We start from the raw sequence: 25,022 nt of genomic DNA, 5'->3' as shown, positions 1-25,022 counted from the left end.
GGCGAAAACCTCGAACTGCTCCAAGAGATCGCTGCCAACTCGGACAATATCGACTACGGCGAAATGGTGCGCGTCCACAACGGGACCGAAGATGGCACAACCGGCTTCACGGACCGCGGCGTCGAATGCCTCGAGGAGTTCCTCGCGGATGTCAGGACATGGGACGGTGGTATCCGGCAGTTCCTCGTCGGTGAACAATGCGATCCCGAGATGATCGAGCGCGTCATGGCAGATGAGCTAAGCCGCAAGTCCTAGACCGCGCCTCGCAGACGAAGAAATGCATTCGCCGGACGCTCACCCTTAGACCGCGTCAAACCTACTTGTGCAAATAGCTTTCGGCGCTTGTTCATTGCGATTTCCCTTCCGACCATTGATTTCAAAGGGAGATCCCAATGAAGTCGAAGACCGCAGCGCAAATCCGGAAAATGCAGGCAGAGCGTGATCACATTTCTCTCCAAAGAAGGGCGGCTAATGCCGAAAGGAGGTGGAGGAGAAAACTGAGGGAGCGGTTTCGTCGATTGGCAGAGCTCATCTTGCTTCTCAAATTTTTAGATTCGGCTAAAGCATGGGGCGCGACAGTGGCAGCTCAGATCATTGCAAATCTGTCCCGGCCCCGCCCCGCGGACAAAACGGAGATTGTCGAGTCGAGCAAGCAACTGAGATTTGAAACTGCACGCGCGCCCACCACGCCAGTCTACAGCGGACGCTATTTTGGCCGCCGACCACACTTGTCCGACATCATCCGTGACCTTGCCTTGCCTGGGCCGAGCGGTGACGAAGCATTTTCAGAATTACTAAAGCATCTTCCCGAAGACGTTCATGATTGGGCTCTCGTTATGTTTGCAGACGGCCGCGAACGAGCTTTCAAATCGGCCATCCGCAGCAACAGAATCGGTGCAGCGGAGGCAATCGAGAATATGAAAACTGCCGCGCGGCGCTGGAAATGGGAACAGGAGGCCGCTGTTCGACAAAAAAAGATGGACGTCGAAAAAAAATTGAAAAGGGTTAACACTGCCGATGACCACGATCAGGAGCCGGACGGGCCGTCTGAGTACAACCCCAAAATGTAAAGCAGGCGAAAATTGACAAGGAATTCTTGGAGGCGGCTTTGGGCCGCCTTTTTCGTGGTCGCAAGGAATTCTTACTCCCGTCAAAGGAATTCTAGGTTCCATATTATCGAAGTTAAAGGAATTCTTTCGGAAGAATTCCTTTGAACGTGAAGAGCGTCAAGAAAATATTAATTCTTCTTCTGAAGAAATTCTTTAAGAGATGTAAACTACAAAATAAACTTTGTGGTTTGAAATTTACGAGATTTACTCAGATTATGGTGAGATTGACGCACAGTTCTGGAACACATAGATAAATGATACTCGCACGGCGAGCGAGACATAGTTTAGAAAGGAAAGAGTATGGACGCGCTTAAAGGGCTAAAATTTGATTGGGTAGACAGGCACTATGCTGAGGTCGATTGGCAAGATATGCCAGTTGCGTTTATTATTGACTGCTTTAAAAGCTCAAGGCGAAAGTTTAAATTTGAGATTGAGCAAATCATTTTCGATTGCGACGGAGATGAGCGCGCCTTCGACGTGCCAGTCAGCAAAAAAATACTCAAGTCCGCATCGATCTTCGAGGCCAAAATTAAAGCAGTGTCTGCCCTCCAAGACTGGGTTACATCTGGCAATGCCGAGCGCCTCATGCGCGCGGCTTTTCACCTGCAGTAAATTTCGGCCGTAAGCTTGGTTTCAACTGAAGGCTCGGGGCGGTCACATGATGATGAGCCGCCTCCGGCTCCAAACTCGATTGGAGCCGCGAGAGGATCGATTTCGCCTGGTCACGCTCGAACGTTGCCATTTCGGCGGCCTGCCTAGCCTCACGGGCCGATTGTTCTGCCAATCGACGTTGTTCAAGTTCGCCATCCAACTGCCTTTGTTTTTGCTGGACCAATCGACTGAGACGTTCCGTTTCTGATGCGAATTCCTGACGGATTCTATTAGCAATTTTCGATTTCCGAAGCCCATCCCAGAGGGCTCTAAATCGGCCCGCCCAGCCCGAGTAACGGCGAGCATCTGTCAATAGAGCGCTCGCTTGCTCTTGCTGTTTTGCCGCTCGATCCCGTTCGGCAATAGCGGCCGCCTTCACCTTTGCCGCGATCTCCTTTTCACGTTCGGCAGCCGCCTTTGCTGCCACCGCCGCTTGTTTCTCCTGATCGGCGGCGGCACGGATCGCCGCCGTTTCCGATTTCACGCGGGAGATATATTGGTCGCCCGACGCCTTGACCTCCCGCGCTCGTTCGACGGTCAGCTGCAGCGCTTTCGCCTGCGTCTTCTCAGCTTGCCATTCCGCGCGTGTCAGACTACGGCGGCGCGGTCCAAGGCGGGCAAGCCCACAAGGGATGCCGACCGCCTCATGATAGGAATCCTGCCAGATCCGCATAGCACCTTTATACGCCGCGTCAGCCTGTTTATGCAGGGCCTTCGTATTCTCACCATCGGCAGGACCAGCGGCCATCGCCGCGCGCTTCGCCACGACGCCGGGGTGATAGCGCAGTGCTTTCAGCTCTGGGTCGCTCGTTGGCACAATATATGCGTGAATGTGAAAATGGCTTTCGTCTTCGTGCCGGATGACAGATTTGAGATCGTTCGCATATAGCGAACGAAGCCAATCAATTGTTCTCTTTTCCCATTCGGCCGCTTCCGCACGTTTCGCCGGGTCGTCACGAATTTCGGTCATCATATACGGATGTGATGCAATCACCGTGTGTAAAGTCTTCTGATCTTGGCGAATTTTCCTAGCCTTACCCCCCTCTACGCTGATCGTGGCCACGGTGGCGGCGGCATCGTGCATTTTCCGCACCTCCTCCACGCCGACGCCGAAAACGACTGTGGGCGGCCGTGGATTCGGAACGTGGATCGAGGCCTCAGGTTTCCGACTTGCCTCAGCGAAAATGAACGCTGTCCCCCGGCCTTTCGAGTCGGCCTTGCGCGAATATGATTCCAAATGAACGAATTGGAATCCCACGTCAGCTAGTTCGGTTCGAATTCAAAATTGACACCCTGCGTGAAGCAACAGACCAGCCGGACGCGATCCAGGAAGTCGTCGTCGCCCAAATGCTCATGGCCACCATTCCGGGCGGTTCGGTCTTGCCCAAAACTTAGGTAACGCTGCGGGTCCTGCCATATAACAGCGTACCAACTCGACGGCAGCCGGATGACTTTGAGCACGGCCCTGGATGGTAGCCCCTGATTGGTGATGATAATATCCCTGTTGTATTCTCGCACCGCTCCGCTCCAAAAATGGGAAAGCATTCCCAGGATCATGAGTCCAAAATCCCGTCGGCGGAAGTCAAGATTTGAGGGTAGGAACCTTAATAGTAGTGACCGACTATCACTTGCAAGCAAGTGTCGGCTCTCCGAGGGGGCCTTCAGCCGGACGATTTCATCGAGACCCTGCAGGGAACCTCTCCCGAGAGGCGACTTCATCGAGAGCCTTTCGGCAAACCCCTCTGTGACCGGGGAGGCCATCATCGCATATGGCTGCGCCGCTATCTGCCCGCGACCTGACCTCGATCGTTGTAGATCGCGGGGAGGTCGTGGTCTCGCAGCACTGGGCGCTCGACCTTCGTTAGCACGTTGTGGTATTTCGATTTTCGAACGGCCAGGAGACGTTTCGAAAATCGAAATACCGTTTTCCGTCGTCGGCTATCCCTGTAACCGACGATGCATGGCCGTCCGCTGCATCCCTGGACGAACACCGCCGAGCACGCACAGACCTGCCGGATCGATGTCCAGCTGCTCGATAGCTGTGCTGGCCATCATTATCAGATAGTCCGAAAATCGAACTATCTCCGATCTTTCGAAAGTCGAAATACCGTCGGTTGAGAGGAAACCGACGCCATTGATCGCCAGTATCAATCGCGAACACGCATAATTGTTTGTCGGCTGGTCGCAAACTTTCGTGCGATGGCTGAAACGCTCATCCCCATTGCAAGATCATCGCGTACATGCTGCTTCTGCTTGTCGCTGAGCGTCGAGGGGCGTCCAAGGGCCTTTCCCTCAGACCTCGCCCGCTTGAGACCGGATTGCGTCCGCTCGATCAGCAAATCCCGTTCGAACTGGGCGACGGCGTTCAGCACGTTCATGGTCATCGTACCCGCCGAACTGGTGAGGTCGGCCCCGCCGAGCGCGAGGCAATAGACCCTGACTCCCATTTCGGCCAAAGTCTTCACCGTAGTGCTGACGTCGATCGCATCGCGGCCGAGCCGATCAAGCTTGGTCACGATCAGAACGTCGCCGGACTCCAGCTTGTCCATCAGCTTGGAAAAGCCACGGCGCTGCGCGATGGCAGTACTGCCTGAAACTGTCTCCGTGACGATCCGGCGCGGCTCAACCTGGAAGCCTGCAGCTTCGATTTCCTGGATTTGGTTTTCAGTGGTCTGTCCGGTCGTGGAGACACGGACATAGGCAAAGGTACGTGGCATGAGTCAATTTCGTCCGAATAGGCTGTCCGAAATGTCCATGCTGTTCGAAAGCCTGTCAAGGTAATTTATGGACAGAGCATTTTGCCCCTGTACGGAAACGGACGATTCCGTACAGGCGGTCGACCAACGGCTCAACCACGACAATCTTCCGTGCGACAAGTGGCGAGACGCTCGAACATTTGCCCGCTAGAGCCAAATCTGTCGCGTTATGTAAGTGAATGAATCGGCGATTTGGCTTGGCTCGCGGTCAGTCAATGACGGAACTGCTACCGGGATATACGATCTTCCTACGGAGAGGCGGCCAAGTAGTCCTTCAGACAAAGCCTCTCTGTGGCCCGCTTTCCGGCTGTGCCGTCTATCACCGTTGTTACGGCATTGCCTTGTGCCCGGCTGATTAATAATCATATCGTGTATCGCCCAAGCGGCTATAGGCTAAGCCGTTGACCATGCTTACCAAAATCGCGTCGATTTCCTAACAAACTGCTAAATGTTTCGGTGCTCAGCACGACACCGCTCTCAGCTATCTGACTTGCTTATCTCAAACTGTATATCTCGCGCATATATTTCATAAGTCTTTGTTTTTATCTAATTATCTCCGACTGTTTGCTAACGGACCGCGACAGTTCGAGGCGAAATGATGCATATTTTCTGCTTGTCGCGCGTGCATCGGCGGGTCATCATATTGTTGTCAATAGAGCCAACCGCATGTCAGTGATTTTTAAGAGAGACAGCAATGACCTCCTCGTTCGGAAGTCTTCGGCTGCAGCAGTTAGAGCGACGAAAACGCGGAAAGGAATAAGGGCTCGGAGCCTGGTCGACGCGTTGTCCGATTCAGCAGAGCTTCGGCTTCAGCGCCCAGCGTTTGATAAGCCTGCCGTCCTAATTCAGAGCATGAAGGTTATCGATGAACACCGGTCATCGGCGAAAGATATGGCCGCCTATGAGGCTCTACTAGCCTTTGCACGCGACAGCGGCATCCAGCAGCCAACACATGAAATCGAACTAGCGATCCTGCTCCGCTTTCTAAAGACCAGGAGCGTACGACGCGTTATCGAGAGTTTGCAGCGCATCGCGCGTACAACCGTCGCTTACGACGTCCGGGACATAAAAATCGGCCGTCGCTATCGTGCACAAGCTCAACCGCTTATCATGATCGAGGCCGATAAGCCTCTGGCGGAGGTGCTCGTCGGCAAAAGAGCTGCTTTTAAGTATTCAATCCCGCCTCTCGTCCGGCAAATCTATGGTGAGCATCGTAGCTACACCTGGATCAACCTGGAAACGATCGCGTCATTTCAATATAAGCACAGCGCCGCGCTCTATCAGCAACTGGCAATCAAGGCAGGTTACAACGATCTGTTGCGCCGACCGCTGGAAGTCGAAGCAAGGGATTTGGCGAAAACAATGGGTTGGTCGCAAGCCAACGACAAGGCCTTCAACACCGCCTTATTCGTCGAGCGGTGTTTGGCACCGGCGCTGAACGAGATCATGGACCACGCGAGGGAGTTCCGGGTCGCACTCCATCCGATGGTGCGACAACCCGGGCGTGGACGCCCATTCAAGCCTCTCATTTTTGAAGTTTTTCCCTCAGAAAAGCTCTCCGAGATCGACAGGCTTTGCAAAAAGCGCGCTTACTTGTCGCCGCAAATGAGAGAATACCTTACGATTCCTGACCAGGTCCACGGCACTGAGTTGACACCATCGACAGCCGCGTTTTCGCGCGCATGTCACGCGCGCCTGATGGAAGGAGGAAATGATATCGGGCCAAAATCGATTCTTAGAGAATGGCGTCTGGCACTGGACAAAGCCCCAGACAACCTGGATCGATGGTTCTCCTCCACACAAACTGGACGTGACATTATCGAAGGCTGCATGGACAAATGGTTGGGCGTCGATCGAGTTTTCGAGGAATGGGCCGCGTCGATGATCCCACAGAATTTGCCCAGGGAGGACGCCTTTATTCCCTACGTCCTTCAGGAACCGACGGGTGAAGACCGTATCTTCAGCGATTTCGCTTACCGGTTCTTGCGTGATTTCGTCGACAGAGCGGAGGGCCGTCAGCTTGGCAAGCGGACTAAAGCGCACTATCCCCCTTGCGTTCTGGAGAGTTATTGCGATCCAGAAGTTCTCCCATGGTCGAACGTCATCCCACGTTTCCCGGGTCAGCAAAGCCTAAGCGCAGCAATCATCATGCTTCGCAAAGCTCACCCTGATCGCCGAGCGGCAAGCCTCGCGACCATTTGCCGAGCGCTTCTTGCCTCTGACTACCCAAAGGTTGATCGCGTCGTCAAAGCCCTTTTTGCAGCGAAAAAATCGGGGAAGCTTGGCGAGAAGTTGGGCAAACGACGCGCCGCTCCCACCTGAGTGGGAGCGCTGGGTGCCACACTCCAGCCTTTGCCATCAGCGCCAAAGCCGCGATCGTTCTCATCATCGCAGTCTTTGCCCCAGCCCTGGCAGCCCAGCCGGTCAATAATCGGTCTTTGGGTGCGCTGGTCCGGCGCTACGGTCATTGGCTGGAGATCAACAAAATAGCCCCTCCGATTTGAGCGGAAGGGCTACTGGCATTTCAAGTCGTTGATCCCCTTAAAATCAGGGGACTGCTATTTCATCAAGTACAACCTGACAATTGCACTATCCGTTGTTGATCCCCTGCGATGAGGAGACTGCTGTTCAACATCTTCGAGGCGGTGTTGCCGCGCTTCTGTTGTTGATCCCCTAAAAATCAGGGGACTGCTATTTCATCAACTGCAACCTGATGATTGCACTATCTGTTGTCGATCCCCTGCCAAGAGGGGACTGCTAGCCGTTCGAAAACGGCCCTCAAGACCTTTCTTCAAGACCTTTATATGTTGTTGATCCCCGATGGGGACTGCTGGTCCCGGTGCGCAATGAGCGTATCGGTTAATTCAAGATATAAAGACAGAAAGTGCGGTTACAATAGTCGAAATCGAAAAATATGCTGCAAATAACTTGTCGGATGAGAAAGCAATGTTGACATTAGTTCTGGGACGGCGACTGAAACGATGTTGACATTTTTTGAAGCGCTTTAAAAACAATAGCTTAGAAGGAATTGAGATCATTGTATAGTTTTGTTAACTATACTAAAAGGACTGCTGTTTTGACCCTTCTATCCCGGCAGCGGTAGCCTCGCTCTTTTTTCCACGACGAATCTCCCTCGCTTCGGATCGAGCCTTTTGCCTCGACCCGCTCGCCTACGGCGACCGCTCCTCCCGATTAATCGCGGAACCTTTTTCGCTCAGTGACAGCGGACATGCGCGCTCTTCTCACGCCCCGATGGGGCTGCGGCCATCCCCCATGCGGGGCATACCCTTCGAAAGAGCCTATGCGCGCCTGTCCGCTGTCAACCCTGCCTGCCCCTGAGATCGTGACGAATAATCCCTTTCCAGGAAACTAAAATCCAATCGACTTTATTAACGGGCGCTATCCCAAGATCGACATCTTTCCCGCCCGGAGGATTCTCAATAATCCCGATTTTTGCTATAAAATCCTCAATGAAATCAAATAGAAGTGAGGATTTCTAGTGAAGCAGACGATCACCAGAATTAAGGGTTTGACGGTTAACGTCGAGGTGTTGGAAGTCTATCAGCAGGATAACAACGGCGGCACGATCTGGTACTACGCTGCGATCTACGTCCAGGCGCACGGTAGCGGGGAAAAGCGCCTTGTCCGCAAGAGCAGGTTGCCCGGCACGGCGGCTGAACTGAGGAAAGAAATTCAACGCGATGGCCTACGAGCCTTTGACCGGATAATTTCTTGAAGTGCTGCGATCTCGTAGAAACCATAGTGATTGATTGACTCCTTACGCCCAGGCAGAAGGCCGAGGTGATCGAACGCAAGGCCTCTGGTGAGCCATATGCGCTGATTGCGCGATCATACGGGGTTAGTGAAAGTATGATTTCGCGCATATCGAGGTTCATTGATTCTCGGAGGCCGAACGCAGGTGCTACGGTCGCCTGAGATTTTTTTGCGGTCAGCTACAAGAGGATGCGACGTGAGTTTTGAGCGAAGGGAAGTGAAGAATGTCGCCTGCCTTTGCGGAAAAGGCAGGTTGCATATTGACGTTACCTATAATGATACCGACTGGGGTATTCGCGATGAAGGTTGGGAAGCCGAATTCAGCTGCGTGGAATGCAGAGAGGCCTATCGCTTTGTCCGAGCGGGACGGGGTGTGGACGTTATACGTGTAGAGGATTATCAGCGTCGGCACGCGCTCATCCAGCAAGCTGCCGCAGAAATCAACTTGGTTCTTCTATCCGATGTAAGCGCACGAGCCATTGAAAAATTCGCCTCTGTAGTGGAGGCACTGCCGACAGCCTCCGCAAAGTACCGGTTGTTGCACGAACTAAAAATTGAATCCGCGACGCTGGCCACGTTCAGAAAACATATTCGCGGGATATCGGTACAGAAATGGCTGAGTTGGATGGTACCCTTAGAGCGAGACCAAGAAAGAAGCGTTCGGCACCTCGTTGCAATCTTTGATTTCCTATCAATCGATAGTGCCTTCCTTCGGGATGCCGTCGAGCGTGCGGACGCTTTGAAGGCGCGAGCATTCGCAGCCCAAGAGAATGCTGTAATGTCTTTGGGGCCAATTACCTTGTTTGCAGCTTTTGGCGCGGCCGATTAACTCCTCGCCTGCGTATTGGTATTGGCGGTCGGCGCGATGAATGCAGCCTGGCTCAGCTTTCCCGTTCTCGATGGCCGAGTGCCGCTGCCAGCGCGAACGGTGTGACATTATAATTTACGGTTGTTCCAGCGCTGGCGCTATAAGAACGACATACTGTCCCATCTTTTCAGAGGTATCGCTGATTGTTAGCGTATGGTCGCCGTCGTCGTATTCATATTTTTGAAAAGCCGGATTAAATCTTAGATGGTACTGAGTGATCTTGATCGCGGCTGTTTCATCAATGTCGACCGTCCCATCGTGCGGACCGCTTCCTACAAATACACGGAATACCGACGAAAAGCCTTTTTTGTGATTACCGCCTTTTTTCCATTCGTATATGACCCAGATAGGAAAATGGATGTGGTCGTTTCCACGGTTTTCGGTGGGATACTCAGGGCTCTCGCGCCAAAAGCGCAGAAAGTTACCAAGCGCCCGAATGTTTTGCATTTCTTCACCGTCTGAAAGACGCCGCCCCATCTTGTGTCCTTTTCAAAAAATAGAGAACTGGCGGCTGTGCCGAGACATGATGCGTCCCGGCACGCGGCCGACAGGACTTCAGGGATTCTTTAAGTCTCTTACAAAAAAAGCTGTATAGTCCACGGACATATCTTGGGTGTTATATCCCTTGACGTGCCCAGCGCCAAAGTGATCGTTGAGAACGAGAGTGAAACCCTTGTTGTCTGGAGAAACGGCATCCAAAACAATTTCGTGCTGCGGATGCTCATCTGCGAAGCGTCCCACGATTGCGAGAAGTTTATAGCCGACAGGAACTGGTTTGGAGTAAAGCACCCTTTGCGTATCCAAGTTCCCTGGCCCCACGCGGCCACTGATTGAGATGACATAATCAGACAGATAGCCTTGCTGTGTCTGAAGTGAATTTTCGAGCGCGGCAACCTTCGCAGTCAACTGATCGAAGCGCTTCTCCAATGATGGCGAAAATCTGCGGGGGATTTGTAGATAGATGTTGCCCCCAGTTGTTGTAATAACGGCGCTTCCGGCTGGAATGTCGTCGGTACTATTATTGACTTCAGTTTTCGGAATGCACGTCATTGACCGATTTCTCGTGTCAATTTGCACGTTTTTGTTGTGTAGATTGCTGGTTTCTTTCCACAGTTCTCCCTCACAGGATATATTTCCGTTAAGGTCGACGCCGGTGACCGAAACCCCTGTAGGACCAGTATACGTAACCTCGAGCGTGACAGAATGCGTATCGGAATCCGAATGTATCGCGTAGTGCAACCCTTTTGTGTTGGCTGCGAAACAAGCCAACGAGGCTTGAACGATCGTGGGATCTATCACTGATTGATAGAGCTCCGAGTTCCCGCGAATATCGCTTTCGGACATGCCCTTCGAGCAATACGCCTTTGCGAAAGCATCAGCCGAATTTTCGCCGACACCAATCCCAGCGTACTGCACAGAAAAACCGGAGGAGGATGAACCACTCTGGCTATCACATAGGCTTGAGGCCGAGACTTGCCGGTTGGATGCGTTGTTAATGACGACAAGCCGATCGCGAATGTCTTGTTTCAATATGCCCGTGCAATCACTTTCATCGGCAAATGCCTGTGGCGCTGCTGCAAAGGTCAACGACAATACAAACAGGAATTTTAGATGCCATTTCATCTTCAGTATTCCCTCTCGTTAGTGCGATTATTTACAGCAGAAAGAAGATATTATTTTTATAAAATCTCAAATTGTTTTTAGAGGAAGCGAATCTGATTGTTACGCGATGACACTCCTAAAGAAGTTGTTTGCGAGTTAAGTGACTGTTGCGCGCTGTACGGGGCGTTTCGGACTCTCCCGTAGAAGGGGTGACGTGAAACCGCCCGTCGGGTCGCAGTCAGGGGAGGCTTTCCCCCTCAAAGCTCTCCTGCAATCAACCAGGTCTTTCCGTGCGGCTATCAGGCGCGCCCGGTCGAGAAGTTCGACCGGATTGTGAGTTGAAGTAATGCAACGTCGGGCAATGTTGACATTTCTCCCGATTAGCGTACACAGATTCCAGCTCGAAGACGTACACAGACGTTACATAACGCTTTGTTTTCGTTTAAAATTCAGGCTTACGCCGATGTGCCCGCTTCCTCCCTCCGGGCCCACCAATTTTTTGTATTCCAATAACTTAGCTGCTGGTTTTATGTACCAGTCCATGGGCAGCCACAATGCCGACGCCGATAGAGTCGGGTCCGCTTTCGCCCCATCGCGGACGGGTCGTGAGGGATATCAGTAAATTTAACGGCTGCGGCAACCGTTTCGAATAAGTTTTATAATATTAGCGGCGGCAGTTTAGGTTGCTCGGAACCCGAAACGATATTTGGACGACCTGCAGATGCGAGACCAACAACGACACGACGAAGCTTGGAAGGTCGAACGGCCATCGCGGGCACGTGCGGCGCTAAAATTTGTCAAAGAAAATAAATTGGTATCCTTGGTAACCGCAATGATTGTCTATGCGGCTGTTTTCGATAGCGGACATCGGCCTCTCCGCATGCAGGGGTTATATGACTTATTGGGTCCTACCGCCTTCGCTTGGGTCTCGCGCGCGATAGCCGCGCTATGGGTCCTCGCCGTCTACCTCCTGATGCGCGATAGATATAGAACCGATCGGCGCATAGAGCGCTTTGTCGACGCCAGAGCGATGTTGGAACCCGAGAGAAAAGTTTTAAAACCCGAGGAGCGGTGAGAACGCTACTGAGGCGGAAAAGTGGACGGCTGACAAATGATGATTAGCCAACGCCTCTCGTCTATTCTCGGTCCCAGCTTCGGCTGAAATGGAACGGTGAATAGTTTGTAGTTCGAATCTCATGCCTTCCCCCTCAAGCAGACTGGCGGCAAATCGAAGACGCTCCTCCATCGCCGACGTCTCTCTCCACAGCATCAACACCTCCCGCCAAAGCGGAAAGTGTTACCCATGTCTCCGATACAATACGTCACCTATCTCTCAGGTCGTGCATTCAACGATCATTGAAAAGATTGACTTATTTCGCGATAATTGGCCCACTTTTTTCCGACCACCGAATGCGGTGGGACAATCTTGTCCTGTTTCTGTTCCAGAACGAGGTGCTTGATGCCTGCCTCCGCGGGGCGCCTATGATTGGCTCTCGCCGTGTAGACTGTGGTCTACTGCTTTGTCGTCCGCGATGTCCTGGTGGCACTTTGACCAAGATCCTTCATGCAGTTTCGAAGGCTGCCGTCATAACGGGGACGGCAACTTCGCGCCATTGGTGGGCGTTCGGATGATCAGTGAATCTCGATAACGCGATGAAAGATCTTGTCCGCTTGCAATTATCTATGCGCATGGAAGGGCGCGGCGAATACGCCGCGCTCAGCCTCTTCAGTTTCCCCAGGTCATTTCGCCCTTCGCGACCTTCGCTCCAATTTCCAGCGAAATCGGTATCGCATCGTTCGGATAGAGCTTCTTCATCACCTCGATGAGTGCCTTGGAATCCTTGGCCTTCGCGGCTTCGGCCTCGAACGCGACGAGGTAGTCGCGGGTGTAGGTCACGCTGGAAGCATCAGTCGGCCACGCTTGAGTGGTGTGACCAGGCACGACGATCTTGGGGTGGCGGGCGAGGATGCCTTCAAGCGCGGCCTTCCATGCCGTGCGTTCTTCGGCAGTCGGCATGTCCGCGACCCAGGGGTACATGCCCCCGAACACCGTCACGCCCCCGAACACGGCGCTCAGCGAGGGAACCCAGATGTAGCGGCCACGGTCTTTGACGCCCGGCGCAGTGACGATTTCCAGCTTTTCGCCGTCGACCGACAGGGAGGTGATGTCGCTGACCTCAGGGAAGATGAGGTCCGCAACGGCCTTAGGACCATTATCACCCAGAACCGGCGACCATGCCTTAATCTTGCCTTCAGCCTTCTTGCGCATCAAGGCTACGGTATCAGCGGCAGCAAGAATGCGGGCGTCCGGAAACGCCTGGTGAACAGGTGCGAGGCCGAAGTAGTAGTCGGGATCGTTGGTCGTGATGTAGATCGTGGTCAGGCGCTTGCCGCTAGCCTTGATGGCATCCGCAACGGCCTTGCCGTCCGAGAAGCTGAAGCTCGAGTCGATAAGAACTGCTTCGCTCTTTCCGGTGATGAGAACCGGGGCGCGCAGAAAGCCGGCTTCGGTGGTCTTGAAAGCCTTCCACGACAGAGCAGGCTGCTCCTGCGCGGTTGCGAACGAGGCGATAGCGATCATTACAGCGGCGGCGGCCGCGATCGACTTGAGGGTATTGCGACGGTTGGGCATTGATTTAGTTCCTGATGGAGGTGGAAGAGAGATCCGGAGCCTACCAAGGAGGCAAGCGGATCCGGGCGCAGCCGCCACCCCATTGATGAGCGGCTGCGCTAAAGGCGAATGGTGCTGAAAACTGGCGGTTAGTAGCCGACGGTGAAGCGCTGCTTCACGTGCGTTGGTGCTTCGATTTCGTTGACGAGCGCGACGGCGAAGTCTTCAAACGAAATGCTGCTGCCGTTTTCGTTGGCCAGGAGCCGGTCCTTGCCGAGGCGGAAGTTACCTGTACGCTCGCCCGGCACGAAGGCAGCGGAGGGCGACAGGAAGGTCCAGTCGAGGCCGTCCTCGGCCTTGAGCTGTTTGAGATAGTCAACGCCACCCTGGGCTTCGGCCTTGTACATCGCCGGGAATTCGGGTGTGTTGACGAGAAGGACGCCCGGTGCGACTTCAAGGCTGCCGGCGCCGCCGACCACATAGTAGCGGCGAACGCCTGAGGCCTTGACGGCGCCGATCAGCTTGTCGGGATTGGCGGCGGAAAAATGGACCGAGCTGATGACGGCGTCATGTCCGGCCAGGACGTTTGCTAGAGCGTCCGGAACGTCAATGTCACCCGCCGCGGCGGTGACGTTCGGCAGGGTGTCGACCTTAGAGGGGTCGCGGGCGATGGCGGTAACGATATGGCCGCGTGAGGACAGTTCGGCGAGAATGCGAGAACCGGCTTGGCCGGAAGCGCCGATGAGTGCGATTTTCATGATGATCTTCCTTTTGGGTGTGGTTTTCAGGCTGCTACTGGCAGCCTGGAGAGTGCTGCGACGAGATGCTGCGGGCCGCGGTAGAGGGCTTCGCCGCTCAGAACGTGCGACGTCCCGTTGACGACTGCGACGAGCTGCGGAACGCCGCGAATGCCGAGGGTGTTCATCCGAACATGTGTTTCTTCCATTCGCTCCATAGTCCGCTCACGCAGATCCACATCATTCCGGAGTCGGTCGGCGAAAGCCTCGATCGCCAGTTCGGAGCCGTGGTCGGCGGCCACCCGGACGGCAACCTCGGTCACCTCGTCGATGCTGGATGTGTCGCGCCCCTCGACATACCGGGCGATCTGCACGGCATGTAGGAAGTGGGGTTCAAGGCGGGCATCCTGCTCGCCAAGAGCGGTCAGGGCCAGCGTTGCCGACCGGGAATCGAAGACGCCGTTCGGCGCCAGCAGGACGTTTTGGCGGTAGGCTTCCGAAAATGGCTGGCCCGTCAGGCTCTGGATACGCTGGTCGTTGCGCCAGGCATGGTCAGCGATGGACGAGATCGGCCGTCCGCCTACGAAAAGGCCGGAGGGCAGCATCTTGTATCGCGAACCATCTCGATCCATCCCTGACGGCGAAACGTCTGGGGCATTGCCCATCGCGCCTGTATGCCTCCAAGGACTACCTGGCAGCGTGCGGCGAGCCTGCTTCACCGGAAAACCTAATAGCCCATCGGTGCCTGACCTATGCACATCTGGGTGGCTCAGAATGGGTGCTGAACAAGGACGAGGGTGAGGTTACAGTAGCTGTGTCAGGAGGGTTTCAGACGAACGACGCTCTGGCTTTGCAACGTGCCGCTCTTTCAGGTCTCGGCATCGCCATGCTGCCGTGCTTCGCGGCGGATGAAGAAGTCCGCGCCGGGAAACTCGCGGTCGTCCTGCCGGACTGGAAGCCGCGGTCTCTCGGCATTCATGCTCTCTACGTTTCCCGCAAGCATCTCCCGACGGCTGCGCGGGCTTTGATCGACTTCCTTTCCGAAAAGCTCGGCAGTTCCCCCCGTCTGGGATCGGCAATCACCTCGTAAGGTCCGGGGCGTCCGCCGCCTTCACACCAATAAAGGAATTGAGCAAACGTCGAACCAACCTTTTGCGCTTCATCAGGCCAAAGTCCGGATTTGATCGGGACTTAGGTCCGTGTTCAGAAGCAGCGCTCATGACGTATTAACATCCCAGTTGTGAGACACAGCCTTGCAAATGAGGGTGTGCAAATCGGGATGGGAAGAACACATGAAAATGATCGCAATCGCAGCACTGGCGTTTGCAACGGCGTTACCAGCGTCGCCGGCATTCTCTCAGATCTACTTTGAGTACGGGACCGGTCCTCGCTACTACGATGATCGGCCACCACCGCGATACTATCACCGGCCACGCTATGCATACGATGGCTACTATGACGGCCCGAGATATGACTATGGTCGCCGGTGCTGGACAGAAAAATACTACAGGTACAGCTATCACCATCGGGTGAAGCTATACAGGACCGTTTGCGACTAGCGCTCGACACCCCCGGGCGTACTGCATCACTGTGGGTGGGCAAATTTGCCTACCCACAGTGATCGACGATCATTGCGGCATATCACCTTGTCCTCCGGATGGCTTGCCTCATTGTGCAGTATCCTAAAGGCCCCCTACATGGGAACGGCAAAAGCCAAAATCCGAAGTAACAGGCGTAGTAGACGTTAAAAACGGGCCATATACTCCCTCATCATTTCGCCATTCATCCACCTTCTTGCATGGGTCAACGCAACGAAGGGTCGCTAGCCAAGCGAATGGGCCGATCACCCAAGGTGTTAGCCTCACGGTAACCGCAGCCGATTTCATCTTGGGCTACATTGCTTTAAGCTGTCGGCTGAACACTTCCGCGAGTCAGTGTGCCATGGTCGGCCAGCTAACCATCAAGCTATTGGGCGAACTCGAGGTCAAGCAGCAGGGAATACTTCTGTCTCTGCCGCAGTCGAAGAAAACCCGCGCTCTTCTTGCCTATTTGGCCGTCATTGGAAGACCCCAGCGTCGCGATCATCTTTGCAAGATGTTCTGGGAAGTTCCAGACGACCCTCGGGCTTCGTTGAGGTGGAGCCTCCATAAACTCAGGCCGATCGTGAATACTGACGGTCATGTGCGTTTGCATGCTGACCACAATTCCGTTCTCCTCAGCCCGCAGATGATCGACGTGGATTTCAAGCGCATGTCGTCTCTCCGACCTGCTGACGTCGACGCCTTGGATACGGAGACATTGGAGTTGCTTGCCACAACGTTTCGCGGCGAATTTCTTGAAGACCTCTGCCTGCCGCACTGCCCAAACTTTGAAGCGTGGCGGCTATGTCACCGGGATATGGCGCTTCGGTTGCACATGGCAATTCTGCGCGTCCTCCTTCGACGCCTTCAAGACAGTCCTGAGCGAGTAAACGTTTATTCTCTGGTGCTTGACCGTCTTACCAAAGAGATTGCCACTGTCGATCTCCCCGAGCAATGGTCGGAGCTTTCAGTCTCCGGGGCTGGGCTGGGCAAGGGGGCTCGCGATGCCCTTAACCAATCACCGCGACTTTCACGGCCTGGATCAGGTCTCGTCTCCCGGACTTTTGAAACGGATGTTCCGTCGCCACCGGTAACACCGAGCAAGAGATCGCAGGACATTCGCTTCTGCAAAACCGCAGACGGGGTAACAATTGCTTACGCGGTGTGTGGACAGGGATCGCCGATCGTGCGAGCCGCACATTGGATGTCGCATCTCCAGTATGATTGGGAAAGTCCGGTGTGGAGGCATTGGATCGATGCCCTTTCGGAGAAGGCGAAGCTGATACGCTATGACGAACGCGGCAATGGCCTTTCGGACTGGATTGCCGAGGATATTTCGTTTGCGGCGATGATTGCGGACCTGGAGAGTGTGGTCGACGCGGCAAGCCTCGACCGGTTCACGCTTCTGGGTGTATCGCAAAGCTGCGCCGTCTCCGTTGCCTATGCCGTCCGACACCCTGAACGGGTTTCGGGGCTCATCCTATATGGCGGATTTGTAAAAGGCTGGCGCAAGCGAGGTGACAGCCATGAGGTCGCCACGCATGAGGCGATGACCGCATTGATCCGGGAAGGGTGGGGCCAGAACAATCCGGTTTTTCGGCATCTGTTCACTGCGATGTTCATTCCAGGGGCAGACCACGTGCAAATGGATTGGTTTGACGAACTGCAGCGCATTTCTGTGTCGCCCAGCAACGCGGGTCGCCTGCACGAAGCATTCGGAGAGATCGACGTTTCGGATGCCCTGTCGCAGGTGACGATTCCGACCCTCGTCTTGCACGCAAGAAAAGATGCAGTCGTTCCCTTTCAGTCCGGAAGAGAGTTTGCAGCCGGCATCCCCGGGGCTCGATTTGTCGATCTCGACAGCGCCAATCACATTCTCCTCGCCGACGAACCCGCCTTTGAGCAGTTCGTTCGTGAAGTCACGCGCTTCGTCGCCGAAACAACGCAGCCTCGAGTTATCGCGCCTTGACGCGGACCTGACCGCCTTAGAGAAGCCATCAACTGAGCGGGATGTGCTCGCGCCTCGACTGCGGCGGCAATTTTCAACGATTGGCCCGGCACTTTCAACGGTTTCTCCTACATTCTTTCTCATGCGCGCGGAATAGAATGCCTGCTGCGGTTTTGGAGGATGACAAGGAGGCACGGCGATGAAGGTTCACACCGTAACTGGCGGCGCGGGATTGCGATTGCATGTTCGCGAGTGGGGAAGAGAAGACGCGCCGTCGATCCTCTTCATCCATGGGTGGTCACAGAACCATCTCTGCTGGAAAAACCAGTATGAAAGCACGCTTGCGGAGGATTTTCGTCTTGTGGCCCTGGACCTGCGCGGTCACGGCATGTCGGACGCTCCCCTTGAAGCGGAGTATTACAATGAACCGCAGCTTTGGGCAGACGATATCGCCGCCGTAATAGATCAACTGAACCTCGGCAAGCCGGTTCTTGTGGGCTGGTCCTATGCCGGCTTCATTATTTGCGACTATCTGCGCGCCCATGGAACTGCCCATGTTGCGGGCATCAACTTTGTGGGCGCGGCGACCACGCTAAACAAGGCGGCGCTCGGCACTTTGATTGGCCCGGGCTTCCTCGACCATGTCATTGGCGCCACGAGCGACGATTTGCCTGGGAACATCGCAGCGATCCGCAATTTCGTGCGCGCTTGCACTTATTCGCAGCTACCTTCCGAGATATTCGAAACGGCCATTTGCTGGAATATGACCGTGCCAGCGAAGGTCCGGGCTGCGTTGCTGGCCCGTGAGATCGATTCCGACGACGTACTGACAGCACTTGCTGTGCCTGTCCTTGTAACCCACGGCCAAGAGGACACTGTGGTCCTGCCGGCGATGGGGCGGCATCTTCTAGCATTGTGCCCGGGAGCGACCGCATCGTGGTATGCCGCAACAGGGCACGCACCTTTTCTGGAGAACCCTGGTCGGTTCAACAATGAGCTATACCGCTTTGCACATCACGGTGATCTTCGGAGTATCTAGCTATGTGAGCTCAAATTTTCGTACATCCTGGCAACCATCCTCAAGTTCGCGTGTTCTTTACACAGTCTCGAGGAGGACCAGGGAATGAAAACGATTCTATCTATCGCCGCGCTGACCCTATCGCTTTCTGCTGGCGTCAGTTTCGCCCAGCAAGCTCCGAATACAACGGCGCCGACGCCGCCGGCCCAACAGCCCACCCAGACAGAAACAGCGCCGCCGGCAAACTCGCCGCAACCACCAGCAATGGGCCTGCACCGACCTGATGACGATGCAATGCGAGGCGGTTGGCATAGGGGTTCAATGAACCGTCGTCCGTTCTTTTCCAAGGCGGCTCGTTTCCGCATCGAGAACGGCGATGTCAAAATAGACATCAAATGTGCCGAAGACGAACCCATGAAGGCATGTGCGGACGAGCTAAACCAAATTCTGGACAGGCTTGAGGGGCGGCGGTCCTCGTCGCGTTACGACGATGATGATCAATAGCCGAATGGGCGATCGGGATTGATTGTGGAAGGTTTTCCGATCCCGCTTTGGTCTAAATCATTGATTTTTGGTGGCTATGGCTTGCCCTCCCGGCACGCCACCTTTGAATTTATGCGCAGGACTAATTACAAGTGCCAGCGAGATGTTCTATTTGGTTTCCGGCATTTCCGGCCTTAAAGAAAAAACCGGAGATGCTCGCAGGAAAGATATCCATGGCCATTAGTTCAGAACGCAACAGCTCCGATTTGTCGGTTGATCGCGAGTTTTTCGATCTGCTCACCGGAAGTTATGCCCGTATCGTCGGAACGCCTCTTGTCGACGAGGGGCCCGGACCGAGTTGGCTCTATAACGATGCTCCGTTCGTGGTCGTCGCGCATAATACAGACGCCGATCCGCGCTTTATTTATGCCAACAAGGCTGGCCAGGCTTGTTTCGAATATCCCTGGGACGAATTCATCACTTTGCCGTCGCGTCTCTCGGCGGAGCTTCCGAACCGTGCCGAACGTCAGCAATTGTTGGATGCGGTTACACGCGACGGCTTTATCTCGGGTTATCGCGGGTTGCGGATCACGAAGTCGGGACGGCGCTTCTGGATGGAAGACGGCATCGTCTGGCAACTCATCGACCGCGACGGAAATCGGCGTGGGCAGGCGGCGACTTTTTCGAAGTGGAAAGACGTGTAGATCGGATCGGCCATAGCCTCAGTCTGTCGCAATCTGATGCTGGAGGATAATCACGCCACCGGCCCCCAATATCGTTTCCCGTTCGATTTCGCGAAATAAGTCGTAATCGGTCTCCTTAGACTGTTCATACTCGATGGCGAACAGCTCGGCGGCGTGGCGGCCGGCGGACGTCCTGTCGTTTTCGATCACGGCGGCAATGCGGCGGAACAGTTCGGCCTCAAAGCTGCCTATGCTGCTGATCGTGTTCGGCCGTACCAATCGCGATCCCCCATCCAGTTTGATCGCCGAGACGTAAAATTCGCCGTCATAACCATCTCCTGCCGATGTCAGTTCGGCGCGGCCGTAGAGCAGCAGGCCCGTTTCCCAACGGTCGCAGAGGCTTATGGCGAGTTCATCGAAGGAATATTCGCAGGAGAAAACTTCGCTGGGCATCATCACGCGGCCATTTGTGCAACCGACACGAGCGATGTGGTTGACAGGTGATGGATCTCTTCCATCAACATTGCCCGATCCCTGGCAATCGACATTCCGAATGGCCGGGCATCGATGCGCAGCAATTCCAGTCTCAGATTTGCAATTCGCTCGGCGCGGCTCTGGTCTTCGGTTTTGGTCGCATCGGTTGCTTGCTGGCGTGCCCATGTCCAAGCCGTCGAGAGTGCACGGGCGAACCATTGGCGCCTGGCGGCCGCGGTCGAAGGCCGGCGCAGCCGCGTGTCACGGCGATAAAGCGTCCAAGCGGTGGTCATGACTTCGGATCTCGCATGCATGGATGGCGTTTTCCCTTCTGCATCCGGCGGGCTGCATTCAGCCGATTGCCGATCCGGTTTCGCTGGCTTCACGCAAGATCTCTGGACTTGCGCGGGCTCATTCCGTCTCGGCCTACCGGCTCGTGAAAGGCAAACTTTCATATGGCACGATATGTGTCAACATATTTTGTGTCTATTGACTGCAAAAAACACGATAGATGTTTATGGCTTATCTAGGAATAAGCGTCCGGCTCCGCTTCTAGTTAGTCGGAAGCGGATGACTGATGGGGCAGGGGAGAATCGGTTACGACCTACTTCCTGGCAATATGTCCGCAGATGCGCCCGATGATCGTCAGCCGCGCCAATTCCACCGTAAAGGTTTCCAGTGCGGGATTGTCGGAGATGATCTTCACCTGGCTTGGCTGGGTGAAAGGAACGCGCTGGAGGCGTTTGATCTGCGGTTCGGAATAGCCGTCGCTGATGGCATAGACCGTATCGGTTGCCATCTGATTCTGCGAGAGATCAACGACGACGCGGTCGCCGGGCATGTAGGTGGGCTGCATGGAATCGCCGATCACTTCCATGATGATGGTGTGGTTCGGCGATGCCTTTGCCTCGTTGCGCAAATAGCCTGAGGGAATCAGCCATTCCGCCACGATCTTATGGCCGGCGACATTGCCTGCGCCGACCGGCAGATTGATAACCTCGCCGACAGTGCCGCTGCCGGCGCCGAGTTTGACGTCCACCTCCGGCGTCGCGCCTTCGATCTTCGGCTGCCAATGTTCCCGACTGTAACTGAGGTCATCGCCGCCTTCGGCAAATCCTTCATTGTATTGCTCATCGGGATCGAAGGAGGTGACCACCATGCGTGGTCCTGGCCGCTCCACCTTCCTTGGCCCTTCGCCCGTCAAAAGATAGCCGGCGGTGGTGCCGAACTTCTTGGCGTAGCGATCGGCGATCTCGGGGCCGAATTCGTTCTGGCCGTTTTCATGCGCTCGATAGGTCGAGAGGCCAATGCCGAGCGCCTCCGCCGCCTTCGTCGCCGAGGGATAGTTTGCGGCTTCGCGCGCCGCCTTTAGTCGTTCGCCCATGGATTTTTGCATGATCCAACACTCGCAAAATAATTAACATAAATAATGTTGACATCGACATTAATAACAACATATTTTGTGTCCATCAAGATGCCGGCGGTTAAATTCGCTGCAGGCCGAAGTGCTGAGGCGAACGGCGCCTAGCGGAGGATGGTTTTGGGGAGTGATCGGATGATCTCAATTAGGAGGGACACAAAGGTGGGTTCGAGCTCACGCTATTTCGACTTCTTCTGGGGTTGCCCTGGCTGTGGCCGGGCATTGTCGATCGCGGAGGTGATCGAGCGGCACTGTGAAACTTGCGACGAGCATGTCGAGCCAACGGAAATGTCTGATCCCGGTTCGGTCGGGAGCGAGCCGGCTACGGAGAAAGCGATATGAGCGAGATCATTCAGGGTTTTCTCGCCTGCGTCGGCGCTGCTCTTTTCTTCCTTTGTGTTCTTGCCGCTCTGGAGCCGATTGTTTCGTCTTCGAGGTCTGCTGGTCAGGATGATGCCAGCGGCGCGCCGGAGGGAGATCTGGTCCATTTTCGCATGATTGATGATGAGTTTCAGTCAGAGGCCAATCGAAGCGAGCTTCGAGGGCTTTGGTCACTCTGGTGGCGCTCCAGAATCCGCCCCCGATGACATGGCGCTGACAGCCTGCCGCTCGGCATTTGAACCACTTTCAAAACTTAATTCGAAGACCTGGTCTAGGCGACCAGAGGAGGTTTCCATGAATGAATTTCATCTGCGCGCCATCAATTGGCCGCTACCGGAAAAGGACGCCGCGGCCATGAATGCGACGGCGTTCGTGGTTGGTGTCTGCGCCATGTGGATCGCTGACCTGATTTTCGATTCGATTTCCCGATGGATAGGAGGTGGAAGGGCCGCACCCTGACTGCCACCGCTATATGCCGTATTGTCGCGTTGATTTCAGTTTTCTCCAATGCATTCGTCGGTTTTACTGTGCCGACCATTTCCCTATCTCGCCCTCTCCTTAACGGGAGAGGCCCCCTTTTGCGTTTGTGGTTTTTGTAATCGTTCCAGGCATTGCTTTTGCTGAGGCAAGTTTATTCCGGTCGTCAGCATGAGATCTTCATTCCATCGACAACCGCTATGGATACATCTGCACTAATCATTACCGCCACCGTTACTAGGCTGATAATGATGGCAGGCGGACTTTGGAGATGAAAGGCGCTTGTGATGAGCCAATGGCCAGATACCCGGATCCTTGACCTATTCGATATCGACATTCCCATTATCCAGGCTCCCATGGCAGGCGCGACGACGCCAGAAATGGTAATTGCAGTAAGCGAGGCTGGCGGTCTCGGATCCCTGCCAAGCGCTCAATACAATCCGGAGCAACTCCGCGCGGCTCTGGATATGATAAGAGCGGCAACGAAAAAGCCAATCAATGTGAACTTCTTCGCTCACACCATGCCTGAAGACGATCCTGCGCGGCACATGGCATGGCGAGCACGGCTTGCCCTCTACTATGTCGAAGCAGGGCTTGATCCTGCCGCACCGGTTCCGGCTGGCGGACGCGCGCCATTCGATACCTCCTTCTGTGAAATCGTAGAGGCCTACCGGCCTGAGGTCGTCAGCTTTCATTTTGGACTACCGGATGCGGATCTGGTCCGACGAGTGCGGGCAACCGGAGTAAAGATAATTTCGTCAGCGACTACGGTAGCGGAGGCGCGGTGGCTTGCCGAACGTGATGTCGACGCCATCATCGCCATGGGTTTCGAGGCTGGCGGCCATCGCGGCAATTTCCTGACGCAAGATATGGCGACGCAGGTCGGCACGATGGCGCTGGTGCCGCAGATTGCCGATGCTGTCACGGTCCCCGTCATTGCCGCCGGCGGAATTGCAGATGGGCGGGGGATTGCGGCAGCTTTCGCACTTGGCGCCTCCGCCGCGCAGATCGGCACGAGCTATCTGTTTACGCCCGAGGCGAAAATTCCCGCGGTCCATCGCGCGGCACTGGAGCATGCAGGCGACGATAATACGGCGTTGACCAATGTCTTCACCGGACGGCCGGCGAGAGGTGTGATGAACCGCATCATGCGAGAGGTGGGGCCACTCTCTCATCTGGTGCCCGCGTTTCCGACGGCCGGCGGTGCCTTGGCGCCACTGCGCGCCAAGGCCGAAGCGGCTGGTTCCGGTGATTTCACCAATCTTTGGTCCGGCCAAGCCGCCAAACTGGCGCAGTCACTCCCGTCGGCTGAGTTAACCGCGGTTTTGGCGAATGATGCGATCACCGTTATGAGACGGTTGGCAGGGCGTGGCTAACCAAGTAAATAAGGCTGGCCGCTAAACTCGCTGGGCGCGCTTTTGCTCGTCGCGGGCAAAAGAGGGGGAGATATCAATGGCTTTCTCGGCTGATCTGGCAGATCGTTTTGCCGTTTCTACATGGTCGCTGCACCGCGCGCTCGGCAGCACTTATCCTTACAAGCCCGGCGGCACGGATGCCCCAGCGCGGCAACCGACTTATGGGGAAGGCTCGATCGCTCTGATCGATCTCCCGAGACAGTTTGCCGAACGCGGCATCTTCCGGATGGAAATCTGCTCGTTTCATTTGCCGAGCCGTTTGACTGCTTACATCGCCGATCTGCGGAATGCCTTCGACAAGGCAGGCGTCAAAGTGCAGACGCTGTTGGTTGAAGACGGCGATCTCAGTAATCCTGAGACGGCGGAGCGTGACGCTGAATGGATGGCGAGCTGGATCGAGGTCGCCATGGCGCTCGGCGCCGAGAATATGCGCGTGATTGCCGGTAAGGCGCAGCCGACTGACGAAGCGCTGAGCCGGGCAGAAAAACATCTTCGTTGGCTGGCCGAGCGGATTGCCGGAACCGGTATCCGACTTGTTATCGAAAACTGGTTCTCGCTGCTGCCGGGGCCGGTCGAGGTCAACCGTGTGCTTGACGCGCTTGACGGCAAGCTTGGTCTCAACGGCGATTTCGGCAATTGGAGCGGCGCGGGCAAATATGGCGATCTCGCCAAGATCATCGGTCGCGCCGAACTCTGCCATGCCAAAGCGCATTATTCGGAAACAGGCCTCGATACCGAGGATTATGTTCGCTGCGTCGAACTCTCCAATGCTGCGGGCTACAAAGGCCCGTTCACGCTGATCTACGACTCCTCGTTTTATGGGGACGAATGGTCGGGGATTTTGGAGGAGCGGGATTGTATCGCGGGCGTGTTGCGGAAGGCCACAACGGCGGCATGACGGCGCCATGATTGCTGCGGAGATCCAGCTCTGCCGCGATTATGCTTCGCGCATGGGCAAATCCCGCGCTTCCGATTTATCCACGAATTGCGGCGAGGCGCGCCTTCTGCCGATGAGGCCGCAGCACAGGCGCTATG

The 25,022-nt window shown here is 55.3% G+C and carries 26 protein-coding genes and 1 pseudogene; 17 read left to right on the top strand and 10 right to left on the bottom strand.

The genetic code is table 11. From position 1 onward, the window contains the following. From PH547_RS04205 to PH547_RS04195, 3 genes are all read left to right on the top strand, one after another. A partial coding sequence (locus PH547_RS04205; protein ID WP_285167485.1) for a hypothetical protein occupies positions 1-255 on the top strand: 255 nt, incomplete at its 5' end. 137 nt (positions 256-392) lie between these two features. Continuing rightward, positions 393-1,070 carry a hypothetical protein gene (locus tag PH547_RS04200; protein WP_285167484.1) on the top strand — a complete coding sequence of 226 codons (678 nt, stop codon included), beginning with the start codon at positions 393-395 and terminating at the stop codon, positions 1,068-1,070. A gap of 339 nt (positions 1,071-1,409) precedes the next feature. Continuing rightward, entirely contained in the window at positions 1,410-1,721 is a 312-nt protein-coding gene (locus tag PH547_RS04195; RefSeq protein ID WP_285167483.1) for a hypothetical protein, read from the top strand. On the opposite strand, the gene PH547_RS04190 is transcribed toward PH547_RS04195, so the two are convergent. Further along, a complete protein-coding gene (locus tag PH547_RS04190) occupies positions 1,693-2,844 on the bottom strand; it encodes a plasmid recombination protein (protein ID WP_285167481.1) in 1,152 nt (383 codons plus the stop codon). The two genes, PH547_RS04195 and PH547_RS04190, sit on opposite strands and share 29 nt — an antisense overlap. 1,063 nt (positions 2,845-3,907) lie before the next feature. Further along, a complete protein-coding gene (locus PH547_RS04185) occupies positions 3,908-4,477 on the bottom strand; it encodes a recombinase family protein (RefSeq protein ID WP_285167480.1) in 570 nt (189 codons plus the stop codon). Positions 4,478-5,368: 891 nt separating this feature from the next. Between PH547_RS04185 and PH547_RS04180 the strand changes: the two genes are divergently transcribed. From PH547_RS04180 to PH547_RS04165, 4 genes and pseudogenes are all read left to right on the top strand, one after another. Next, positions 5,369-6,838 carry a RepB family plasmid replication initiator protein gene (locus PH547_RS04180; protein ID WP_285167479.1) on the top strand — a complete coding sequence of 490 codons (1,470 nt, stop codon included), beginning with the start codon at positions 5,369-5,371 and terminating at the stop codon, positions 6,836-6,838. Between the two features lie 1,177 nt (positions 6,839-8,015). Then, entirely contained in the window at positions 8,016-8,252 is a 237-nt protein-coding gene (locus tag PH547_RS04175; RefSeq protein WP_285167478.1) for a hypothetical protein, read from the top strand. Positions 8,253-8,305: 53 nt separating this feature from the next. Next, positions 8,306-8,452 (top strand): annotated as a pseudogene (locus PH547_RS04170) (helix-turn-helix domain-containing protein); the annotation flags it as partial. A 34-nt stretch (positions 8,453-8,486) separates the two neighbouring features. Continuing rightward, a complete protein-coding gene (locus PH547_RS04165; RefSeq protein ID WP_285167477.1) occupies positions 8,487-9,119 on the top strand; it encodes a hypothetical protein in 633 nt (210 codons plus the stop codon). A 114-nt stretch (positions 9,120-9,233) separates the two neighbouring features. On the opposite strand, the gene PH547_RS04160 is transcribed toward PH547_RS04165, so the two are convergent. The 5 genes from PH547_RS04160 to PH547_RS04140 all read right to left on the bottom strand — a co-directional run bounded on the left by PH547_RS04160 (position 9,234) and on the right by PH547_RS04140 (position 14,713). After that, positions 9,234-9,635, bottom strand: a complete 402-nt coding sequence (locus PH547_RS04160; protein ID WP_285167476.1) for a hypothetical protein — start codon at positions 9,633-9,635, stop codon at positions 9,234-9,236. A gap of 78 nt (positions 9,636-9,713) precedes the next feature. Then, positions 9,714-10,781: a hypothetical protein gene (locus PH547_RS04155; RefSeq protein WP_285167475.1), complete on the bottom strand. Its 1,068-nt coding sequence runs from the start codon at positions 10,779-10,781 to the stop codon at positions 9,714-9,716. Between the two features lie 1,705 nt (positions 10,782-12,486). Further along, the gene (locus PH547_RS04150; protein WP_104823671.1) at positions 12,487-13,392 is read right to left on the bottom strand and encodes an MBL fold metallo-hydrolase; all 906 of its coding nucleotides are present in this window, start codon (positions 13,390-13,392) and stop codon (positions 12,487-12,489) included. Positions 13,393-13,520: 128 nt separating this feature from the next. After that, a complete protein-coding gene (locus PH547_RS04145; RefSeq protein WP_104823670.1) occupies positions 13,521-14,129 on the bottom strand; it encodes an NAD(P)-dependent oxidoreductase in 609 nt (202 codons plus the stop codon). A 26-nt stretch (positions 14,130-14,155) separates the two neighbouring features. Continuing rightward, positions 14,156-14,713, bottom strand: a complete 558-nt coding sequence (locus tag PH547_RS04140) for a protein-disulfide isomerase (protein ID WP_285167471.1) — start codon at positions 14,711-14,713, stop codon at positions 14,156-14,158. Here PH547_RS04140 and PH547_RS04135 point away from each other — a divergent pair. From PH547_RS04135 to PH547_RS04110, 5 genes are all read left to right on the top strand, one after another. Further along, positions 14,611-15,198, top strand: coding sequence for a substrate binding domain-containing protein (locus PH547_RS04135; protein ID WP_285167470.1), 588 nt, complete (start codon positions 14,611-14,613; stop codon positions 15,196-15,198). The two genes, PH547_RS04140 and PH547_RS04135, sit on opposite strands and share 103 nt — an antisense overlap. An 851-nt stretch (positions 15,199-16,049) precedes the next feature. After that, positions 16,050-17,657 (top strand): bifunctional AfsR/SARP family transcriptional regulator/alpha/beta hydrolase, encoded by a 1,608-nt coding sequence (locus PH547_RS04125; protein ID WP_245463859.1) that lies wholly within the window; start codon positions 16,050-16,052, stop codon positions 17,655-17,657. Between the two features lie 178 nt (positions 17,658-17,835). Further along, positions 17,836-18,675 carry an alpha/beta fold hydrolase gene (locus tag PH547_RS04120; protein ID WP_104823665.1) on the top strand — a complete coding sequence of 280 codons (840 nt, stop codon included), beginning with the start codon at positions 17,836-17,838 and terminating at the stop codon, positions 18,673-18,675. Positions 18,676-18,759: 84 nt separating this feature from the next. Then, positions 18,760-19,158, top strand: a complete 399-nt coding sequence (locus tag PH547_RS04115) for a hypothetical protein (protein WP_104823664.1) — start codon at positions 18,760-18,762, stop codon at positions 19,156-19,158. Between the two features lie 212 nt (positions 19,159-19,370). Next, positions 19,371-19,841, top strand: coding sequence for an MEKHLA domain-containing protein (locus tag PH547_RS04110; protein ID WP_104823663.1), 471 nt, complete (start codon positions 19,371-19,373; stop codon positions 19,839-19,841). A gap of 18 nt (positions 19,842-19,859) precedes the next feature. On the opposite strand, the gene PH547_RS04105 is transcribed toward PH547_RS04110, so the two are convergent. The 3 genes from PH547_RS04105 to PH547_RS04095 form a co-directional block, all read right to left on the bottom strand. After that, entirely contained in the window at positions 19,860-20,273 is a 414-nt protein-coding gene (locus PH547_RS04105) for a hypothetical protein (protein ID WP_245463857.1), read from the bottom strand. A gap of 2 nt (positions 20,274-20,275) precedes the next feature. After that, entirely contained in the window at positions 20,276-20,587 is a 312-nt protein-coding gene (locus PH547_RS04100) for a hypothetical protein (RefSeq protein ID WP_285167469.1), read from the bottom strand. A 311-nt stretch (positions 20,588-20,898) separates the two neighbouring features. Continuing rightward, a complete protein-coding gene (locus PH547_RS04095; RefSeq protein ID WP_104823660.1) occupies positions 20,899-21,690 on the bottom strand; it encodes a S24 family peptidase in 792 nt (263 codons plus the stop codon). Positions 21,691-21,849: 159 nt separating this feature from the next. Here PH547_RS04095 and PH547_RS33825 point away from each other — a divergent pair, with 159 nt between their 5' ends. From PH547_RS33825 to PH547_RS04075, 5 genes are all read left to right on the top strand, one after another. Then, positions 21,850-22,056, top strand: a complete 207-nt coding sequence (locus PH547_RS33825) for a hypothetical protein (protein ID WP_104823659.1) — start codon at positions 21,850-21,852, stop codon at positions 22,054-22,056. Further along, positions 22,053-22,301, top strand: coding sequence for a hypothetical protein (locus PH547_RS04090; protein WP_104823658.1), 249 nt, complete (start codon positions 22,053-22,055; stop codon positions 22,299-22,301). The genes PH547_RS33825 and PH547_RS04090 overlap by 4 nt, the downstream gene beginning before the upstream one ends. Positions 22,302-22,389: 88 nt before the next feature. Continuing rightward, on the top strand, positions 22,390-22,554 hold the full coding sequence (locus PH547_RS04085) for a hypothetical protein (protein WP_285167466.1): 165 nt from the start codon (positions 22,390-22,392) through the stop codon (positions 22,552-22,554). Between the two features lie 305 nt (positions 22,555-22,859). Beyond that, positions 22,860-23,948: an NAD(P)H-dependent flavin oxidoreductase gene (locus PH547_RS04080; protein ID WP_104823623.1), complete on the top strand. Its 1,089-nt coding sequence runs from the start codon at positions 22,860-22,862 to the stop codon at positions 23,946-23,948. Between the two features lie 76 nt (positions 23,949-24,024). Continuing rightward, a complete protein-coding gene (locus tag PH547_RS04075; RefSeq protein WP_104823622.1) occupies positions 24,025-24,885 on the top strand; it encodes a sugar phosphate isomerase/epimerase family protein in 861 nt (286 codons plus the stop codon). The last annotated feature ends 137 nt before the right edge of the window (positions 24,886-25,022 follow it).

The sequence above is a fragment of the Rhizobium cerradonense genome, from assembly GCF_030182455.1.
Lineage (GTDB): Bacteria > Pseudomonadota > Alphaproteobacteria > Rhizobiales > Rhizobiaceae > Rhizobium.
The sequence above is the reverse complement of the archived record's forward strand: the minus strand, read 5'-3'. Positions and strand labels throughout refer to the sequence as shown.

Excerpts from the sequence above, each read along its gene's own strand:
- PH547_RS04200 (WP_285167484.1), top strand. The coding sequence starts at position 393 with ATGAAGTCGAAGACCGCAGCGCAAATCCGGAAAATGCAGGCAGAGCGT.
- PH547_RS04195 (WP_285167483.1), top strand. The coding sequence starts at position 1,410 with ATGGACGCGCTTAAAGGGCTAAAATTTGATTGGGTAGACAGGCACTAT.
- PH547_RS04190 (WP_285167481.1), bottom strand. The coding sequence starts at position 2,844 with ATGCACGATGCCGCCGCCACCGTGGCCACGATCAGCGTAGAGGGGGGT.
- PH547_RS04185 (WP_285167480.1), bottom strand. The coding sequence starts at position 4,477 with ATGCCACGTACCTTTGCCTATGTCCGTGTCTCCACGACCGGACAGACC.
- PH547_RS04180 (WP_285167479.1), top strand. The coding sequence starts at position 5,369 with ATGAAGGTTATCGATGAACACCGGTCATCGGCGAAAGATATGGCCGCC.
- PH547_RS04160 (WP_285167476.1), bottom strand. The coding sequence starts at position 9,635 with ATGGGGCGGCGTCTTTCAGACGGTGAAGAAATGCAAAACATTCGGGCG.
- PH547_RS04155 (WP_285167475.1), bottom strand. The coding sequence starts at position 10,781 with ATGAAATGGCATCTAAAATTCCTGTTTGTATTGTCGTTGACCTTTGCA.
- PH547_RS04150 (WP_104823671.1), bottom strand. The coding sequence starts at position 13,392 with ATGCCCAACCGTCGCAATACCCTCAAGTCGATCGCGGCCGCCGCCGCT.
- PH547_RS04145 (WP_104823670.1), bottom strand. The coding sequence starts at position 14,129 with ATGAAAATCGCACTCATCGGCGCTTCCGGCCAAGCCGGTTCTCGCATT.
- PH547_RS04135 (WP_285167470.1), top strand. The coding sequence starts at position 14,611 with ATGGCTGGCCCGTCAGGCTCTGGATACGCTGGTCGTTGCGCCAGGCAT.
- PH547_RS04140 (WP_285167471.1), bottom strand. The coding sequence starts at position 14,713 with ATGCTGCCCTCCGGCCTTTTCGTAGGCGGACGGCCGATCTCGTCCATC.
- PH547_RS04125 (WP_245463859.1), top strand. The coding sequence starts at position 16,050 with ATGGTCGGCCAGCTAACCATCAAGCTATTGGGCGAACTCGAGGTCAAG.
- PH547_RS04120 (WP_104823665.1), top strand. The coding sequence starts at position 17,836 with ATGAAGGTTCACACCGTAACTGGCGGCGCGGGATTGCGATTGCATGTT.
- PH547_RS04115 (WP_104823664.1), top strand. The coding sequence starts at position 18,760 with ATGAAAACGATTCTATCTATCGCCGCGCTGACCCTATCGCTTTCTGCT.
- PH547_RS04110 (WP_104823663.1), top strand. The coding sequence starts at position 19,371 with ATGGCCATTAGTTCAGAACGCAACAGCTCCGATTTGTCGGTTGATCGC.
- PH547_RS04105 (WP_245463857.1), bottom strand. The coding sequence starts at position 20,273 with ATGCCCAGCGAAGTTTTCTCCTGCGAATATTCCTTCGATGAACTCGCC.
- PH547_RS04100 (WP_285167469.1), bottom strand. The coding sequence starts at position 20,587 with ATGACCACCGCTTGGACGCTTTATCGCCGTGACACGCGGCTGCGCCGG.
- PH547_RS04095 (WP_104823660.1), bottom strand. The coding sequence starts at position 21,690 with ATGCAAAAATCCATGGGCGAACGACTAAAGGCGGCGCGCGAAGCCGCA.
- PH547_RS33825 (WP_104823659.1), top strand. The coding sequence starts at position 21,850 with ATGATCTCAATTAGGAGGGACACAAAGGTGGGTTCGAGCTCACGCTAT.
- PH547_RS04090 (WP_104823658.1), top strand. The coding sequence starts at position 22,053 with ATGAGCGAGATCATTCAGGGTTTTCTCGCCTGCGTCGGCGCTGCTCTT.
- PH547_RS04085 (WP_285167466.1), top strand. The coding sequence starts at position 22,390 with ATGAATGAATTTCATCTGCGCGCCATCAATTGGCCGCTACCGGAAAAG.
- PH547_RS04080 (WP_104823623.1), top strand. The coding sequence starts at position 22,860 with ATGAGCCAATGGCCAGATACCCGGATCCTTGACCTATTCGATATCGAC.
- PH547_RS04075 (WP_104823622.1), top strand. The coding sequence starts at position 24,025 with ATGGCTTTCTCGGCTGATCTGGCAGATCGTTTTGCCGTTTCTACATGG.